The sequence below is a fragment of the Pandoraea pnomenusa genome, from assembly GCF_000767615.3.
Taxonomy (GTDB): domain Bacteria; phylum Pseudomonadota; class Gammaproteobacteria; order Burkholderiales; family Burkholderiaceae; genus Pandoraea; species Pandoraea pnomenusa.
Genome location: NZ_CP009553.3, coordinates 2,590,885 through 2,607,702, shown reverse-complemented (window position 1 = coordinate 2,607,702; position 16,818 = coordinate 2,590,885). Strand labels below are relative to the sequence as shown.

At 65.7% G+C, this 16,818-nt stretch carries 15 protein-coding genes and 1 pseudogene; 12 read left to right on the top strand and 4 right to left on the bottom strand.

Annotated elements, in window-relative coordinates; all coding sequences use genetic code 11:
* Positions 1–3 precede the first annotated feature (3 nt).
* On the top strand, positions 4–828 hold the full coding sequence (locus tag LV28_RS35650) for an HpcH/HpaI aldolase/citrate lyase family protein (protein ID WP_038617598.1): 825 nt from the start codon (positions 4–6) through the stop codon (positions 826–828).
* A gap of 150 nt (positions 829–978) precedes the next feature.
* Positions 979–1,941 (top strand): hypothetical protein, encoded by a 963-nt coding sequence (locus LV28_RS35645; RefSeq protein ID WP_147291566.1) that lies wholly within the window; start codon positions 979–981, stop codon positions 1,939–1,941.
* 94 nt (positions 1,942–2,035) lie between these two features.
* Here the strand turns inward: LV28_RS35645 and LV28_RS49510 are convergent.
* Positions 2,036–2,161, bottom strand: a pseudogene (locus tag LV28_RS49510) (carboxymuconolactone decarboxylase family protein); the annotation flags it as partial.
* Between the two features lie 152 nt (positions 2,162–2,313).
* On the opposite strand from LV28_RS49510, the gene LV28_RS35635 reads away from it, so the two are divergent.
* Together LV28_RS35635 and LV28_RS35630 are read left to right on the top strand one after the other, a co-directional pair.
* Complete coding sequence (locus LV28_RS35635; RefSeq protein ID WP_048806350.1) at positions 2,314–2,694, top strand: hypothetical protein; 381 nt, start codon at positions 2,314–2,316, stop codon at positions 2,692–2,694.
* Between the two features lie 31 nt (positions 2,695–2,725).
* Positions 2,726–3,991: a phosphatidylserine decarboxylase family protein gene (locus tag LV28_RS35630; RefSeq protein WP_048806351.1), complete on the top strand. Its 1,266-nt coding sequence runs from the start codon at positions 2,726–2,728 to the stop codon at positions 3,989–3,991.
* Positions 3,992–4,039: 48 nt separating this feature from the next.
* Here LV28_RS35630 and LV28_RS49370 read toward each other — a convergent pair whose 3' ends face one another.
* Together LV28_RS49370 and LV28_RS35625 are read right to left on the bottom strand one after the other, a co-directional pair.
* Positions 4,040–4,168 (bottom strand): hypothetical protein, encoded by a 129-nt coding sequence (locus LV28_RS49370; protein ID WP_255315163.1) that lies wholly within the window; start codon positions 4,166–4,168, stop codon positions 4,040–4,042.
* Between the two features lie 175 nt (positions 4,169–4,343).
* Positions 4,344–5,240, bottom strand: a complete 897-nt coding sequence (locus tag LV28_RS35625) for a LysR family transcriptional regulator (RefSeq protein WP_174234922.1) — start codon at positions 5,238–5,240, stop codon at positions 4,344–4,346.
* 82 nt (positions 5,241–5,322) lie between these two features.
* Between LV28_RS35625 and LV28_RS35620 the strand changes: the two genes are divergently transcribed.
* Positions 5,323–6,639, top strand: coding sequence for an aspartate aminotransferase family protein (locus LV28_RS35620; protein ID WP_038617607.1), 1,317 nt, complete (start codon positions 5,323–5,325; stop codon positions 6,637–6,639).
* A gap of 59 nt (positions 6,640–6,698) precedes the next feature.
* Here LV28_RS35620 and LV28_RS35615 read toward each other — a convergent pair whose 3' ends face one another.
* Positions 6,699–7,655, bottom strand: a complete 957-nt coding sequence (locus tag LV28_RS35615) for a LysR family transcriptional regulator (protein ID WP_048806352.1) — start codon at positions 7,653–7,655, stop codon at positions 6,699–6,701.
* A 125-nt stretch (positions 7,656–7,780) separates the two neighbouring features.
* Between LV28_RS35615 and LV28_RS35610 the strand changes: the two genes are divergently transcribed.
* From LV28_RS35610 to hutI, 7 genes are all read left to right on the top strand, one after another.
* Positions 7,781–8,446, top strand: coding sequence for an HAD family hydrolase (locus LV28_RS35610; RefSeq protein ID WP_038617609.1), 666 nt, complete (start codon positions 7,781–7,783; stop codon positions 8,444–8,446).
* Between the two features lie 11 nt (positions 8,447–8,457).
* On the top strand, positions 8,458–9,624 hold the full coding sequence (locus tag LV28_RS35605) for a DSD1 family PLP-dependent enzyme (protein ID WP_038617612.1): 1,167 nt from the start codon (positions 8,458–8,460) through the stop codon (positions 9,622–9,624).
* Positions 9,625–9,737: 113 nt separating this feature from the next.
* Positions 9,738–10,493, top strand: a complete 756-nt coding sequence (hutC, locus tag LV28_RS35600) for a histidine utilization transcriptional repressor HutC (RefSeq protein WP_023595911.1) — start codon at positions 9,738–9,740, stop codon at positions 10,491–10,493.
* A 102-nt stretch (positions 10,494–10,595) separates the two neighbouring features.
* Positions 10,596–12,275 (top strand): urocanate hydratase, encoded by a 1,680-nt coding sequence (gene hutU / locus LV28_RS35595; protein ID WP_038617614.1) that lies wholly within the window; start codon positions 10,596–10,598, stop codon positions 12,273–12,275.
* Positions 12,276–12,339: 64 nt separating this feature from the next.
* Positions 12,340–13,872 (top strand): histidine ammonia-lyase, encoded by a 1,533-nt coding sequence (gene hutH, locus LV28_RS35590; protein WP_023595909.1) that lies wholly within the window; start codon positions 12,340–12,342, stop codon positions 13,870–13,872.
* 181 nt (positions 13,873–14,053) lie between these two features.
* Positions 14,054–15,433: an L-histidine transporter HutT gene (locus LV28_RS35585; RefSeq protein ID WP_023595908.1), complete on the top strand. Its 1,380-nt coding sequence runs from the start codon at positions 14,054–14,056 to the stop codon at positions 15,431–15,433.
* 7 nt (positions 15,434–15,440) lie between these two features.
* Positions 15,441–16,658 carry an imidazolonepropionase gene (gene hutI, locus LV28_RS35580; protein WP_023595907.1) on the top strand — a complete coding sequence of 406 codons (1,218 nt, stop codon included), beginning with the start codon at positions 15,441–15,443 and terminating at the stop codon, positions 16,656–16,658.
* The last annotated feature ends 160 nt before the right edge of the window (positions 16,659–16,818 follow it).

Here is a 16,818-nt window from a genome sequence, read left to right as displayed (position 1 = left end):
GCCATGGCGAACCGCCCCGTCATTCGCAGTTGGCTTTTCGTTCCCGGCAACCGCCCCGAGCGCTTCGAGAAGGCACGCACCAGCGGCGCGCATGCGATCATCCTCGACCTCGAGGATGCCGTGCCACCCGCCGACAAGTCCACGGCACGCGAGGCGGTGTGTCGATGGCTCAAGGAGCCCCGGCGTGATGCAAGCGTGCCGACGTACGTACGCATCAATGCGGCGTCCACGCCCTGGTTCGACGACGATGTCGCCGCCCTGAACGGCCTGGAACCGCTCGACGGCCTGGTCGTGCCGAAAGCGGAAACCGCGGCCACCCTGGCCCGTGCGGCTGGGGGTGCATCGCCCGGCCTGCAACTGGTGCCGCTGATCGAAACGGCGCAGGCATTCGCGGCGCTCGACGAAATTGCCCGCGCACCGCGCGTGCGCTGCCTGATGTTCGGCACCATCGACTTTCAGCTGGACATCGGGATCGAGGGCGATGGCGACGAATTGCTTTTCTTCCGCTCGCAACTGACGCTCGCGTCGCGCCTCGCGGGGATCGACGCCCCCGTCGACGGCATTAGCACCGCGCTGGACGCCGCCCCGGAAATCGAAGCGGACGCGCGCCGCGCTCGCGCTCTCGGATTTCGCGGCAAGCTGTGCATCCATCCGCGGCAGGTGCCGGCGATTCATGCCGCGTTCGCATGGCGCGACGACGAGTGCGCGTGGGCCGAGCGCGTGGTGGCCGCCGCCCGGGCAAGCGGTGGCGCCGCCGTGGCGCTCGATGGCAAGATGATCGACGCACCAGTCATTGCCAAAGCCCGTGAGATTCTCGCCAGCCGCTGACGAACCTTCGGCGCGCCAGGCGGCCCCACATCTTTTGAAGCGAAATCCCTCATTTGATGGATGGAATCCGGCCGTGTCCGTGATGTAATGCTGCCGACCGATGCGTGCGGGGTCGCAGCGTCGAAACAACAACATCAAATGGGAGGTGCGATGCTCACGTCGCCAAAGTTCGCCGCAACGGCGATGTTCGCCATTGCACTCGCCGTATCGTCGGTCGCTCTCGCGGCCGGCGGCCTCGTAACGGGTGCCACCGCACGCTCATCGCCCACCCAAAGCCCTGGCAGGACCGGTGCGAACGCCAGCACCAACAACGTCAATGCGCAGATCCTGATCAACACGCTCAACGCGTTGTCCAGCCAGCAAAATACCGCCACGCCATCGGACACTTCGTACGAGGCACCGGCGCCTCAACGTCCGGAGCCGACCTATCAAACGCCCGTCGCGGCGCAGCCCGAGGCACTCGTCACCAGTAACGGGTACAACTGCGAAGACTCGCTGCGCAATTCGATTTCCCGTACCAATCCGAATTTCACCCCCGAACAGAGCGCCATTGCCGCGCGAGCCTACTGGGAGAAGGAGTATCGGATTATCAGCTCGAACAACGCGCGAGCGGTGCGCGCGGAGCTTGTCCAAACAAATGACGAACTGGCCGACCACTGTCTGTCCGAAGCCCTCACGGCCAGCCTCCGAGCGTTGGGTTGGAGTCCGCAAACCATCGCGACGGACCACAAATCAAAGTTCGACGCGATCGTATCGCGGTCGATCGCCGAACGCGACAATGGCAGCGGCAAGAAGCGCCTGGTGCTCACGCAGTATCCGAACTGCCTGAGGGTGAACGACGTCAGGCTCGATCACGACGTGAAGGACATGTACTGGTACAACATCGTCAATACCTGCGGCCAAAGCGTCCAGGCGCATTGGTGTGAGGGAAAGGGATGCAAGCCCACGGATCGCGCGGCAGACATCGGCGCGGGGGAAAAGGAAGAGAGCTGGATGGTGGCACATTCGCGCTCTGAGGTTCGCTTTCGCGGCACGGCATGCGCCATCGAGTACCGCGGACATGACGTGCAGTACGACAAGAATCGCAACGAATGCTGGGTCTGGGCGGAATGAGCCGCGGGGACAATCCGCGACCGGCATGGCGCAATCCATGTCGCCGCCTGTCGGCTCCGCCAGCCGTTCGCGCAAGGCTTTGCGGATACAGGCGCTATTCAAACGCGGGATCGATCGGCACCCGATAACCCACGGCCAGCCGGTTCGTCTCGTTGGCCATGCCGACCACGGCGAGCCGTTCGCCGAACATCTCTTCGGTCATGCCCGCGCGGCGCGCGCCGACGGGTCCATGCGCTATCTACAACGATTTGTACGATCTGCCCCAAGGGTCGCGCGCCACGGCCCCCTTGCGCGCAGCGCAACGGTGTGCACGAAAATTGCATGAACCCAACGGTCCGCCACGCATGTGGCCCACTAACCGGAGGCAAGCTCATGGCGCGCAGCACCCTCGACCCCGATCTCGATCTCAACCTTCAGCGTCGGCCAGGCGCGAAACCCACCGATCCCGGCAATACCGGCTCGCTCGGCCCAAGCGACTCCTCGGATTCCGGCAGCGACGTCCAGCATGTGCGCCGCACCGCTGTCGACAACGGCGAGCTCGACCAGCACGCCGAGACGCTGGGCGAAGACGCGCTCGATAGCGATACCGATCGCGCGGGCACTGGAGAGCGCGCCAGTGCCGACGGCGACGCCAACCTTCGACCGAACAACGACATCCTGCCGGATCGGGAGGACGAGGACCCCGGCGCGCCGCTCGACGAAGCGTCCGACATGGCACCGCGACAACCGCGCGCGCGCCGACGCCTGAAATGAATCCGCCGACAACGACGAGGACATTCCGGTCATGAGGACGAATTCGCGACTGCCGTCAACACGCACGCCAGGCTTACGTTCGCGCCATCGGCTTGGCGCGTGGATCACCGAGAACGAGGACGCCATCGCCGAACTGCGTGCGTCGCTCGTGCGCAAGGCCCGGCATCGCGCCCTGACCGAGCCGTTGAGCCCGCCGGTCGCTCGACTCCGTTCCTGCGTGATGGACGACCCGGTTCGTCGAATGGATCTGAATCTGGCGATTTCCCAGGCGCTGCGCGACGGACACCGCCTCGGCTACGACGATGTCGAGACGCTGATGCAGACGATCGACTACGTCATCACCATTGCCCCGTCCTTCGATCACGAGAGTCTCATCGTATGCCCGCTCAATGCGCTGCTCGACTGGGTCATGTGCGTGCCGTCGGGATACGCGTTGTTTCGCGACCCGGAACTCAACCGATGTCTGCGCGACGTGCTCGTTGCCTGGTGCCGTTTCCTGAGCGGCCCCGACTCGCGCACTTTTCTCAACACACGTGCACCGGACGGATGGTTCTGCGAGGCGGCAAATGCCCGGCTGGGTCTGGACCAGTTCGAAATGGATCTCGCCCAGCCGTATGGCGGTTTCGCTTCATGGAACGATTTCTTCACGCGCCGGTTCAGGCCCGGCGCTCGGCCGGTGGCCGCAGCCGACGATTCCCGGGTCATCGTGAACGCGTGCGAAAGCACCCCCTACCACGTGCGGCACGACGTACGCATGCGCGACACGTTCTGGATCAAGTCGCAGCCGTACTCCCTTCTCGACATGTTCGGCGCCTCGCACAAGGCGCTGGCCGCGCCGTTTGCCGGTGGCACGGTGTACCAGGCTTACCTGAGCGCATACGACTACCACCGCTGGCACGCTCCGGTCGATGGTGCCGTCGTCGCGGCCTATCGGGTGCCGGGCACGTACTTTTCCGAAAGCGAATCACAGGGGGAGGATCAGGCGGGGCTCAACGACTCGCAGGGCTATCTCACGGCAACGGCCACACGAGCGATCGTGGTGATCAAGGCAGATGATCCCGCACTCGGCACGCTGGGATGCCTGTTCGTCGGCATGGGGGACGTGTCATCGTGCATGCTCGGCGTGGAGCGCGCACAGCACGTGAGCAAGGGAGAGGAGCTGGGCTATTTCCAGTATGGTGGATCGACGTATTGCCTTGTCTTCGAACCGCGTGTGCTGAAGTCGTTCTTGTTCGACGAACACCGGTTGCCCCACGGCAAATCGCTCAGCGTCAACGGCGCCCTGGCGCGGGCGTGAAGTTGAAGTGCAACGCCGGGCGGTCGTACCGCCCGGCCGAAGGCGCCATCACAGGGCGCGCTTGACGGTGCGCGCGGCGCCCGAAATATCCTGCCCCACGCCGTCGACGGTATTGCAACCTGCCAGTGACAGCAGCGAACCGACCACCAGCAAAAACGCCACGAAACGCGCCAACATATCGACCTCGATACAAATAAGCTGAATAACCCCGGGTTTCCGTGCCTTGGACGCGCCGACGGCACGGTACCCGGCTTCTTGTTGAACAACGCGGATGCTTCTGCCCGCGTCTCGACGCAACGCGCCATTGTGCGTCAAATTCGCCGGGAACGGGCGAATCCGAACACCTTGCCGCTTACACCGCCGCCAGCGTTTGCCGAATGTGCTCGGCGAACGCCATGCTCAGGTGGTTTGGGCGCGCGCGATCGAACTTTACCGTAATCCCGACCGAGGGCAATAGCGGCAGCGTATCACCTGTAACAATGCGTAAGTCCGCCGGGACCGCCGTCTGGGTCATGACCGCGACCGCCTGTCCGGAGCGCGCGAGTGCCGTCAGGCCCGCGAGGTTGCTGCTCGCATAGGCGAGCCGATAAGCGCGTCCCGCACGCGTGAGCGCCTCGCACGCCGCCATGTGGTCGAGCGTGTCGGGATCCGACAATGCCAGCGGCAGCGGCGCGTCGCGGTTGGCGAGCACCGTTTCCAGCCCCGGGCTGCCGATCCATACGAGCGGTTCACGCCGGATCACGTGACTCTCGTCCACCCCCTCCGGCACGGAAATCAGCGCAAGATCGAGCGCGTGTCGCGCCAATTGCGCCTGCAATCGCGGCGTCGGCTCGCAAATGACTTCGACCTGTGCCTGCGGATGCATGACAGCGAAATCGCGCAGCAGTGGCGGCAGGAAAGCGGCCGCATAGTCGTCGGGACAGCCGAAGCGCAGCGTGCCGCTCAGACCACCGCCGGACATGTCCGCGATGGCCTCGTCGTGCGCGCGCAAGATCCGCTCGGCATGTCCGAGCAGACGTTCGCCGGAATTCGTGACGACCACGCCCCGTCCAGTGCGCTGGAACAATGGTTGGTCGACGACTTCCTCCAATCGCTTCATTTGCTGACTCAGCGCCGATTGGGTACGGGCCACCCGCTGCGCCGCGCGGCTGAGCGACCCGGCTTGGGCGATCGCGACGAACGAGCGCAACAGATCGATCTCGAGACACACGCTCACGATATTAGCCTCACTTCTATCTTGATTAAGCATTATTCGCTTTTATGAAATCAGAGCGATGCCTAGACTGCAAGCGGTGAATGCCCTGCTTTTCCCATTCCTTGGAGATTCCCGCGTGACGAAAAACCTGGATGCCGACTTCTGGCGCAATGCCCGGCAACATCTGATCCGGTATGGCGGTACGTTCGAGCCGATGATCATCGAACGCGCGCAAGGCAGCTTCGTCTACGATGCCGACGGCCGCGCAATCCTCGACTTCACGTCGGGTCAAATGAGCGCCGTGCTTGGCCACAGCCATCCCGACATCGTGTCCGTGGTGACCGAATCCATCGGCAAGCTCGACCATCTGTTCAGCGGCATGTTGTCCCGCCCGGTGGTGGATCTGGCCACGCGGCTTGCGGATATCACGCCGGCCGGCCTGGACCGGGTCCTGCTGCTGAGTACCGGCGCGGAGTCGAACGAGGCCGCCATTCGCATGGCCAAGCTCGTTACGGGAAAATACGAAATCGTGGGCTTCGCGCAGTCGTGGCACGGCATGACCGGTGCCGCCGCATCGGCGACCTACAGCGCCGGGCGCAAGGGCGTGGGTCCCGCCGCGGCCGGATCATTTGCGATTCCGGCGCCATTTACGTACCGGCCGCGCTTTGGCACCGGGGGAGATTACGACTATCTGGCGGAGCTGGACTACGCGTTCGACCTGATCGACCGGCAGTCCAGCGGCAATCTCGCGGCCTTCATCGCCGAGCCTATCCTCAGCTCGGGCGGCATCATCGAACTGCCGCCGGGCTACCTTGCGGCGCTCAAGCGCAAGTGCGAGGCGCGCGGCATGTTGCTGATCCTGGACGAAGCGCAGACCGGCATCGGCCGCACGGGCACGATGTTCGCATTCGAGCGCGATGGCGTGACGCCGGACATCCTCACGCTGTCGAAGACGTTGGGCGCCGGTCTGCCGCTGGCCGCGGTGGTGACCTCCGCCGAAATCGAGGAGCGCGCACACGAACGCGGCTATCTCTTCTACACCACGCACGTCTCCGACCCGCTGCCGGCTGCCGTCGGCCTGCGAGTCCTTGACGTGGTGGCGCGCGACGGCCTGGTCGCGCGGGCCAACCTCATGGGCGAGCGGCTTCGAAACGGTCTGCTGGGCTTGATGGAGCGCTTCGACTGCGTGGGAGACGTGCGCGGCCGCGGCTTGCTGCTCGGCATGGAGATCGTGAAAGATCGGGTGAGCAAGGCCCCTGCCGACGGGTTGGGTGCACGAATCACGCGCGAATGCATGAACCTCGGGCTGAGCATGAACATCGTGCAGTTGCCCGGCATGGGAGGCGTGTTCCGTATCGCGCCACCGCTCACCGTGAGCGACGAGGAAATCGATCTCGGTGTGTCGCTGCTCGGGCAGGCGATCGAACGCGCATTGTCGGCACCGGCCCCTTGAACGTTTGCGCGCGCGAACGCCTCACTCGAAGGCGGCCTGCAGTGTGCCCATGATGGCATTCAGGGCGTGCGCCGCCTGCCCTGGCGCTGCGGCGCGGAGATACCGAGCGACTGTTCCAGAAATGCCATGAGCGCCTGCAACCGCGTAGTTCGCCCGCGCCGGATCGGGACGAGGAGCGTGACCGGGGCGCTGTCAAACGCCCAGTCGGACAACACGCGCGTCAACCTGCCCGCCGCCACGGCGTCGCGCGTGTCCCACTCGGAGCGCAGCACAAGGCCCATGCCCTGTTCCGCCCACTCGCGGGCCACGCTGCCGTCGTTGCACGTATAAGCCGCCGACACCCGCACGCTCTCGCGCGAAGCGGAACGCCGGGTCGCCGGCGCGGCGCCGTCCGCCATACGGAGTCGAAAACGCCATAGCGTCACGTCTTCGTCGTTCTCCCGAATGCAGATGCAGCGATGCTGCAACAGGTCGCGCGGATCCGTCGGCGTGCCATGTCGCTTCAGATATTCGGGGCTCGCACATACCCATCGCTCATTTGGCGACAGCGACCGCGCGATCCACGACGAGTCCCTTACCGCGCCCACATGGATGACCGCATCGGAATCGCGCCTGTCCGGCCACGGCGTCTCGCGCAGATCCAGTTCGAGCTGCAACTCCGGATGCAACGCGGCAAACCGCGCCAGGACGGGCGCCACATGATGCCGCCCATAACCGAACGGGGCCGCAATGCGCAACGTGCCGGTCAAACGTTTGTCCTCGCGTCGAAACGACTCGGGCAACGCGTCGAGCTGTGCAAGCAGCGCCGCCCCCTCGCGGGCGAGACGCTCGCCTTCGGCCGTCAGCGTCAACTGCCGCGAAGTTCGCGAGGCCAGCGCCAGCCCCAGCGTCGACTCGAGCTTGCGAAGCCGCGCCGACAGTGCCGGGGGCGTGACGTTGAGCATCCGGGCGGCCGCGCTGAGTGACGGCGCCTGCGCCAGCGCCTCAATCAGACGCAGGTCCTCGATCTGGATCATTCACCTGAGCTTAATGTTGGATGTCGCGTCATTTAACCACGCCCCCCCCAATCGTTCCTACACTGCCGATCATCGGCTTGGCGGCACACCGCCGCGCCATACGTTGCCCCTTCAAGGAGACGCCCATGTCCGACACCCCCGCACGGCAAGTTCCGGCCTGGCCCCGCGCCGTGCTGTTCGACCTGCTGACGGCCTTGCTCGACTCGTGGACGGTGTGGAACCGCGCAGCCGGTAGCGAGAACGCCGGCCGCGCCTGGCGCGCCGAATACCTGCGGCGAACCTACGGTTGCGGCGCCTACGTGAGCTATGAGCAACTGGTGCGAATGGCGGCGGATCAGGTCGGCCTGCCGTCGTCCGCCCCGCAGGCGCTGTCCGACGAATGGTGCACGCTTCCGGTCTGGGACGGTGCGCGGGAGCTGCTTGCGGCGCTGCGCCCACACTGCAAGCTGGCGGTGGTCACGAATTGCTCAGCGACGCTGGGCCATCAGGCCGCGGCATTGCTTGGGGTGGACTGGGACGCGGTGGTGACATCGGAAGAAGCCGGCTTCTACAAACCCGACCCGCGCCCGTATCGCATGGCGCTCGACAGGCTCGGCGTGCCCGCCGCCGATGCCGCCTTTGTCGCCGGTTCGGGCTACGACCTGTTTGGCACAGCCGCTGTCGGCTTGCGCACGTTCTGGCATAACCGCGTCGGTCTTGCACGCCCCGAGGGAGCGCCCTCGCCGGAGCGCGAAGCGCCCTCGCTTGCCCCGGCGCTCGACTGGCTGCGCCACTTTCACACGACCGCCTGAGGACTGCCGACATGTCACCGATCCACCAAGTGCCACCCCGCTCATGGCAAACGCTGCAATCGCTGGAGACCCCGGCCGCCATCATCGACGTGCCGCGCATGCGGCGCAATATCCAGCGCATGCAGTCGCGCATGGACAACCTCGGGGTGCGTTTCCGCCCGCACGTCAAGACCAGCAAGTGCGTGGACGTGGCTCGCGCGCAGATGCAAGCCGGCGCCTCGGGCATCACGGTCTCGACGCTCAAGGAAGCCGCGTGTTTCTTCGAGGCGGGCGTGACCGACATCCTGTATGCGGTCGCGATGGTCGAGCGCAAACTGCCCGCCGCGCTCGCGTTGCGGCGCCGGGGCTGCGACCTGAAGATCGTCACGGACTGCGTGACATCCGCCCGGGCCATTTCGGCGTTCGGCGCGCAATTCGGTGAAACCTTCGAGGTGTGGATCGAGGTCGACACCGACGGGCACCGTTCGGGCATTCGCCCCGACGCGCCGGCACTCCTTGAGGTCGCGCGCGTCATCCACGACGGCGGCGCCACACTCGGCGGCGTCATGACACACGCGGGCTCCAGCTACGACTTCGACACACCCGACGCGCTGGCCGCCATCGCCGAGCAGGAACGCGCCGGCTGCGTGCTGGCCGCAACGCGCCTGCGCGACGCGGGTTTGCCTTGCCCGGTCGTGAGCGTGGGCTCCACGCCCACCGCGCTTGCCGCCGTACATCTCGACGGCGTGACGGAGGTGCGCGCGGGCGTGTACGTGTTCTTCGATCTCGTGATGCACAACGTCGGGGTCTGCACGACGGACGACCTCGCGCTCAGCGTGCTCACCACCGTCATCGGCCATCAACCTGACAAGGGCTGGGCCATCGTTGACGCCGGCTGGATGGCGATGAGCCGGGATCGCGGAACGCAAAAGCAAAAACATGACTTCGGCTACGGCCAGGTGTGCCGCATCGACGGCAGCCCGGTGGCCGGCTACCGGTTAGAAGGCGCGAACCAGGAGCACGGTATCCTGGCGCGGGAGGGCGAACCGGACGACGACATCGTGGGCCGCTTTCCCATCGGCACACTGCTGCGCGTCATGCCCAATCACGCCTGCGCGACCGGCGCACAATTTCCCGAGTACCACGCGCTGGACCCCGAGCGCGACATCGCAGTCTGGCCGCGCCTGCACGGCTGGTGACAACACTTGCGGCGGCGGCAGCGCGCGGGTCGGTTTTTTCTCGTCTCCGGCAGACGATTGGCTTATCCTTCAGGCTTTCCACCTGCACGCCCGTGTCCGGAGAGTTCCTCAAGGTGTCACGTCAAACCGCCCAGCCCACCGTCGAAGCGCTCAATGAGCAAGGGCCCGCGCCCCGGTATCTGCAACTCAAGCAGTTCATTTGCCGCCAGATCGACAGTGGCGCCTGGCCGCCGCACCATCGCGTGCCTTCCGAGAACGAACTCGTCGATCTCTGTGGTGTGAGCCGCATGACGGTCAACCGGGCACTGCGCGAACTCACCGCCGAAGGACGTCTCGTGCGCATGCAGGGCGTGGGCACGTTCGTGGCCGAGCCCAAATCGCACTCGCCGCTGCTCGCCGTCAACAACATTGCGGACGAAATCTCCGGACTCGGCCACCGGCACCGCGCTGAGGTCAAGCTGCTGCGCGAGGAACTGGCCGGGCCGGAACGGGCGCTTGCGATGGGTCTGCACGAACGCGAAAAGCTGTTTCACTCGGTCATCGTCCATTACCAGGACAACGTTCCCGTGCAGATCGAGGATCGCTTCGTCAATCCCGCCCTCGCCTCGAATTACCTCGCGCAGGATTTCACCCAACTCACGCCGAATGCCTACTTGCAGCGCATTTCGCCGCTGACGTCAGGCGAGCACGTCGTCGAAGCCGTGACCGCCACGCCTGAAGAAGCACACATGCTGCAGATCGCGCGCACCGAACCGTGCCTGCTTATCCGCCGCCGTACGTGGACGGGCAAGCGTGTCGTCTCCGTCGCCCGGCTGCTTCACCCCGGCTCGCGCCACCGTCTCGAAGGCCGCTTCGGCGACACGGTCTAAGGCGCCCTCCCCCCGGGCGTCCCTCGTGAAAACCCTAGTTCACGCTAACTTGTATATACAATACTGTACAAGTCATTCAACGCTCAGACCCTGAGGAATGCCGTGAGCCAATTCACCCGATATCGCGACGTCACCATCCGCGCCCCGCGCGGCACCGAACTCAATGCCCGCAGCTGGCTCACCGAAGCGCCGCTGCGCATGTTGATGAACAATCTCGACCCGGACGTTGCCGAAAATCCAAACGCGCTGGTGGTCTATGGCGGCATCGGCCGCGCGGCGCGCAACTGGGAGTGTTACGACAAGATCGTCGAAACGCTCAAGACGCTGGGCGACGACGAAACGCTGCTGGTCCAGTCGGGCAAACCGGTCGGCGTCTTCAAGACGCATGCCGACGCCCCGCGAGTGCTCATCGCCAACTCGAACCTGGTCCCCCACTGGGCCAACTGGGAGCATTTCAACGAGCTCGACGCCAAGGGGCTCGCCATGTACGGCCAGATGACCGCCGGCTCGTGGATCTACATCGGCAGCCAGGGCATCGTGCAAGGCACCTACGAGACGTTCGTCGAAGCCGGCCGTCAGCATTACGGCGGCAATTTGAAGGGTCGCTGGGTGCTCACCGCCGGGCTCGGCGGCATGGGCGGCGCGCAACCGCTCGCCGCCACGCTGGCCGGTGCGTGCTCGCTGAACGTCGAGTGCCAGCAGAGTCGCATCGACTTCCGTCTGCGCACGCGCTATGTCGATGAGCAAGCGGCCGATCTCGACGACGCACTCGCACGCATTGCGAAGTACACCGCCGCCGGCCAGGCCGTCTCGATCGCCCTGTGCGGCAACGCCGCCGAAATCCTGCCCGAGCTGGTGCGCCGCGGCGTTCGCCCGGACATGGTGACCGACCAGACCAGTGCGCACGATCCGCTCAACGGCTACCTGCCGATCGGCTGGACGTGGGACCAGTACCGGGAACGCGCGCGCTCCAGCCCCGCCGAAGTCGTCAGGGCGGCGAGGCAATCGATGGCCGTGCACGTGAAAGCCATGCTCGCGTTCCAGGCCATGGGCGTGCCCACGTTCGACTACGGGAACAACATCCGGCAGATGGCCAAGGAGGAAGGCGTCGCCAACGCGTTCGACTTCCCGGGCTTCGTGCCGGCATATATCCGGCCGCTGTTCTGCCGGGGCGTGGGACCGTTTCGCTGGGCGGCCCTCTCCGGCGATCCGCAAGACATCTACAAGACCGATGCCAAGGTCAAGGAACTGATTCCCGACGACGCCCATCTGCACCGCTGGCTCGACATGGCGCGCGAGCGCATCCGCTTCCAGGGCCTTCCGGCGCGCATCTGCTGGGTCGGTCTCGGCCTGCGGGCGAAGCTCGGACTGGCGTTCAATGAGATGGTACGCTCGGGAGAATTGTCGGCCCCGGTCGTGATCGGCCGCGATCACCTCGACTCCGGCTCGGTCGCCAGCCCGAATCGCGAAACGGAAGCCATGCGCGATGGCTCCGATGCCGTCTCGGACTGGCCGTTGCTCAACGCCCTGCTCAACACGGCCAGCGGCGCGACGTGGGTCTCGCTGCATCACGGCGGCGGCGTGGGCATGGGCTTTTCGCAGCATTCCGGCGTGGTCATCGTGTGTGACGGCACCGACGCCGCCGCCGCGCGCATCGCCCGCGTGCTGCATAACGATCCGGCAACCGGCGTGATGCGCCACGCCGACGCCGGATACGACATCGCCATCGACTGCGCTCGCGATCAGGGCCTGAACCTGCCGATGCTGAACGCCGCCAGGTGAGCGCGCACCACGACAGCCCAATAGCAAGACATCCCCGACTATGCCGAATCAAGGAATTCCGTCCATGGCAAAACTCTTTGTGACGCCCGGTGCGCTCACGCTGGCGCAACTGCGCGACGTCTATCAGAACCCGACCACCCTCGCGCTCGACGAATCGGCTTATGCTGCCATCGACCGGAGCGTGGCCTGCGTCGAGAACATCGTGAGCGAAGGCCGCACCGCTTACGGCATCAATACCGGGTTCGGACTGCTCGCGTCGACCCGCATCGCCCACGAAGACCTGGAGAACCTGCAGCGCTCGCTGGTGCTCTCGCACGCGGCCGGCGTTGGCGCCCCGCTCGACGACGCGCTCGTGCGCCTGATCATGGTGCTCAAGATCAACAGCCTTGCACGCGGCTTTTCCGGCATCCGCAGCAAGGTGATCGACGCCCTCGTCGCGCTGGTGAACGCGCAGGTGTACCCTCGCATTCCGCTCAAGGGCTCGGTCGGTGCCTCGGGAGACCTCGCCCCGCTTGCCCACATGTCGCTGCTGTTGCTCGGCGAAGGACAGGCACGTCATCGCGGCCAATGGATGAGCGCGCGCGAAGCGCTCGCCGTGGCCGGACTGGCGCCGCTCACACTGGCGGCCAAGGAGGGCCTCGCGCTCCTGAACGGCACGCAGGTCTCCACGGCCTACGCGCTGCGTGGCCTCTTCGAAGCGGAAGATCTGTTCGCGGCGGCCAGCGTCTGTGGCGCCCTGACCGTCGAAGCCATGCTCGGCTCGCGTGCGCCGTTCGATGCTCGAATTCATGACGCCCGCGGTCAGCGCGGCCAGATCGACGCGGCGGCGCTTTATCGATATCTGCTCGGCGAGACGAGCGAAGTCGGTCAATCGCACGCCAACTGCGACAAGGTTCAGGACCCGTACTCGCTGCGCTGCCAGCCCCAAGTCATGGGCGCGTGCCTCACGCAGATCCGTCAGGCGGCCGAGGTGCTCGCCGTCGAGGCCAACGCCGTCTCGGACAATCCGCTCGTGTTCTGGGAACAGGGCGACGTGATCTCCGGGGGCAATTTCCATGCAGAACCGGTCGCCATGGCGGCGGACAATCTCGCGCTGGCGCTGGCCGAAATCGGCTCGCTAAGCGAGCGCCGCATCTCGCTGATGATGGACAAGCACATGTCGCAGTTGCCCGCGTTTCTCGTGGCCAACGGGGGCGTGAACTCGGGCTTCATGATCGCGCAGGTCACGGCGGCCGCCCTGGCGTCGGACAACAAGGCCCTGGCGCATCCGGCGAGCGTCGACAGTCTCCCGACCTCGGCCAACCAGGAAGACCACGTATCGATGGCGCCCAACGCCGGCAAGCGGCTTTGGGAGATGGCCGATAACGTCAAGGGCATCGTCGCGATCGAATGGCTCGGCGCCTGTCAGGGGCTGGACTTCCGCGAAGGCGTGCGCACGACGCCGGTGCTCGAGCGCGCGCGCGCCCTGCTGCGGCAGTCGGTTCCGTTCTACGATAAGGACCGTTATTTCGCGCCGGACATCGAAGGCGCGAGCGAATTGATCGCCCGGCGTCAACTGAGTCCACTCCTGCCGGCCGGTACGTTGCCAAGCCTTTGAGTCGCGTTTGATTCCGCCCTGCCGGGGCGAAACGAACAGCGATTCGCGCTCCGGCCTCATGGCGCACGGGTGTCTTTCGTGCGGCGGTCGTGCACCGGGTGTCACGAGCACCGCCCCGACACACCGACTTCCTCTGCCGCTCGCGCTCGCGGGCCGGCGAATCATGCTTTCAGGAGACAGCTTGAAAAACCTGCAACGCAATCTGAGCGCGCGGCACATCCGCTTCCTGGCGCTCGGCTCCGCCATCGGTACGGGCCTGTTCTACGGCTCGGCGTCCGCCATCCAACTCGCCGGTCCCGCGGTCATCCTCGCGTACATCCTCGGCGGCGCCGCCGTCTACATGGTCATGCGCGCCCTCGGGGAGATGGCCGTACGGGAGCCGGTATCCGGCTCCTTCGGGCGCTATGCCCGCGACAATCTCGGCCCGCTGGCGGGGTTTCTCACCGGCTGGACGTACATCCTCGAGATGGTGATCGTCTGCCTGGCGGACGTGACGGCGTTCGGCATCTACATGGGCTTCTGGTTTCCGGACGTACCGCAGTGGCTCTGGGTGCTCGGCATCGTGATGCTGATCTGTGGCCTGAACCTGTGCAACGTGAAGGTCTACGGCGAGATGGAGTTCTGGCTGGCGCTGGTGAAGATTCTCGCGATCGCGGCGATGATCGTCGGCGGCAGCGTGATTCTGTTCGCGGGTGTTCAATTGCATGGCGAGCACGCACCGGCGCTGAGTAATCTTTGGTCGCACGGCGGCTTTCTGCCCAACGGCTGGGGCGGTCTCGTCGCATCGCTGGCGGTGGTGATGTTCGCGTACGGCGGTATCGAGATCATCGGCATCACGGGCGGCGAGGCGAGGAATCCCGAGACGGTGATCCCGCGTGCCATCAACGCCGTGCCGGCGCGCATCCTGCTGTTCTACGTGCTCACGATGTGCGTGCTGATGGCGATCTTTCCCTGGACCGGCATCGGCAGCCAGGGAAGTCCGTTCGTGCAGATCTTCTCCGGACTCGGAATCCGCTCGGCAGCCGCGATTCTGAACGTGATCGTGATCTCCGCGGCGATCTCGGCCATCAACAGCAACATTTTCGGCGCGGGCCGCATGATGTTCGGCATGGCCGGGCAAGGACAGGCGCCCGCGGCCTTTTCGGCGACGTCGCGCCACGGCGTTCCGTGGGTCACGGTGCTCGTCATGACGGCCGCATTGCTCGGCGGCGTCGTCCTCAATTACCTGATTCCGGAAGGCGTGTTCCTGATCATTGCATCGATCGCCACGTTCGCCACGGTATGGGTCTGGCTGATGATCCTGCTCTCGCAGGTCGCCATGCGTCGGCGTCTGCCTGCGCGGGAAGTCGCCGCCCTGAAGTTCAAGGTCCCGCTTTGGCCGGTCGGCCCTGCGCTGGCCATCGCCTTCATGTTGTTCGTGATCGGCGTGCTGGGCTATCGGGACGACACGCGCGTCGCACTGTACGTCGGCGCGGGCTGGATCCTGTTGATGTCGCTCGCCTACCAGTTCGGTGTCAAACCCAAGCAAGCGCAACTGCGCAGCCAGATGCGCATGGAATGAGTCTCTTATGAAACGTACCTACTGGAAGCACTGTCACGTCGCGACCATGCGCGACGGTCGCTACAACGCCATCGAAGACGCCGTGATCGTCACGCGAGGCAAGCACATCGAGTGGGTGGGTCCGCGCGGCGAGCGATCGGCCTCGGGCTCGGATCTTTGCATCGACCTGCAAGGCGCGTGGGTCACCCCCGGGTTGATTGACTGCCACACGCACCTGGTCTTTGGCGGCAACCGCAGCCAGGAGTTCGAACAACGCCTGCAAGGCGTGAGCTACGCCGAGATATCGGCGGCAGGCGGCGGAATCCGGCACACGGTGCGCCATACGCGCGACGCCACCGAGGACGCGCTCTTCGTCTCGGCCCGCAAGCGCCTGCTGGCGTTGATGCGCGACGGCGTGACGACGGTCGAGATCAAGTCGGGCTACGGCCTGGATCTGAACAGCGAGCGCAAGATGCTGCGCGTGGCGCGGCGCCTGGGCGAATCGCTGCCCGTGACGGTAAAGACAACCTGCCTGGCCGCCCACACGGTCCCGATGGAGTTTGCCGGCAAGGCGGACGAGTACGTGAATTATGTCTGCTCGGAGATTTTGCCGACGTTGGCCGAGGAGCGGCTGGTGGACGCGGTGGATGCGTTTTGCGAGACGATCGCGTTCACGCCGGCACAGGTCATGCGCGTACTGTTGCGTGCACAGAAGCTGAAGTTGCCGGTGAAGCTGCACGCCGAGCAGTTGTCGCCGCTGGGCGGCTCGAGCATGGCAGCCGAACTCGGGGCGCTGTCGGCCGATCATCTGGAGTATATGACGCCGGAAGACGCCGCCGCGATGGGACGCGCCGGCACGGTGGCGGTGCTGTTGCCCGGTGCCTTCCACATGTTGCAGGAGACGCGCCGCCCGCCGGTTGACCTGCTGCGCCGGCATGGCGTGGACATCGCGGTGGCGTCGGACCTGAATCCGGGAACGTCGCCCGCGCTGTCGCTGCGCCTGATGCTCAACATGGCTTGCACGCTGTTCGGCCTGACTCCCGAGGAGGCGCTGGCCGGCGTTACGCGCAACGCGGCGAAGGCGCTCGGCATGCTGGAGACGCATGGCACGATCGAGGCCGGGAAGTCAGCGGATTTCGTGGCATGGGAGATCGAACGACCGGCGGAACTCACGTACTGGCTCGGCGGCGCGCTGCCGTCGCGCACGGTTCGCAACGGCGAGTGGCGCGATCCCGCCTCGGCGTGACGCCGCGGCACGACGCCACGTCAGGCGATCGAAATCGCCTTTCGGCGGCTCGAGCCGATCGGCGAGCCGCCATCCGCCAACGCGCCCGCGCAGGTCCAGTTCTCTCCCTACCCTCCGGCCTTCCCGTCAGACACGTACGACACACCGCGAACGCTCGCCC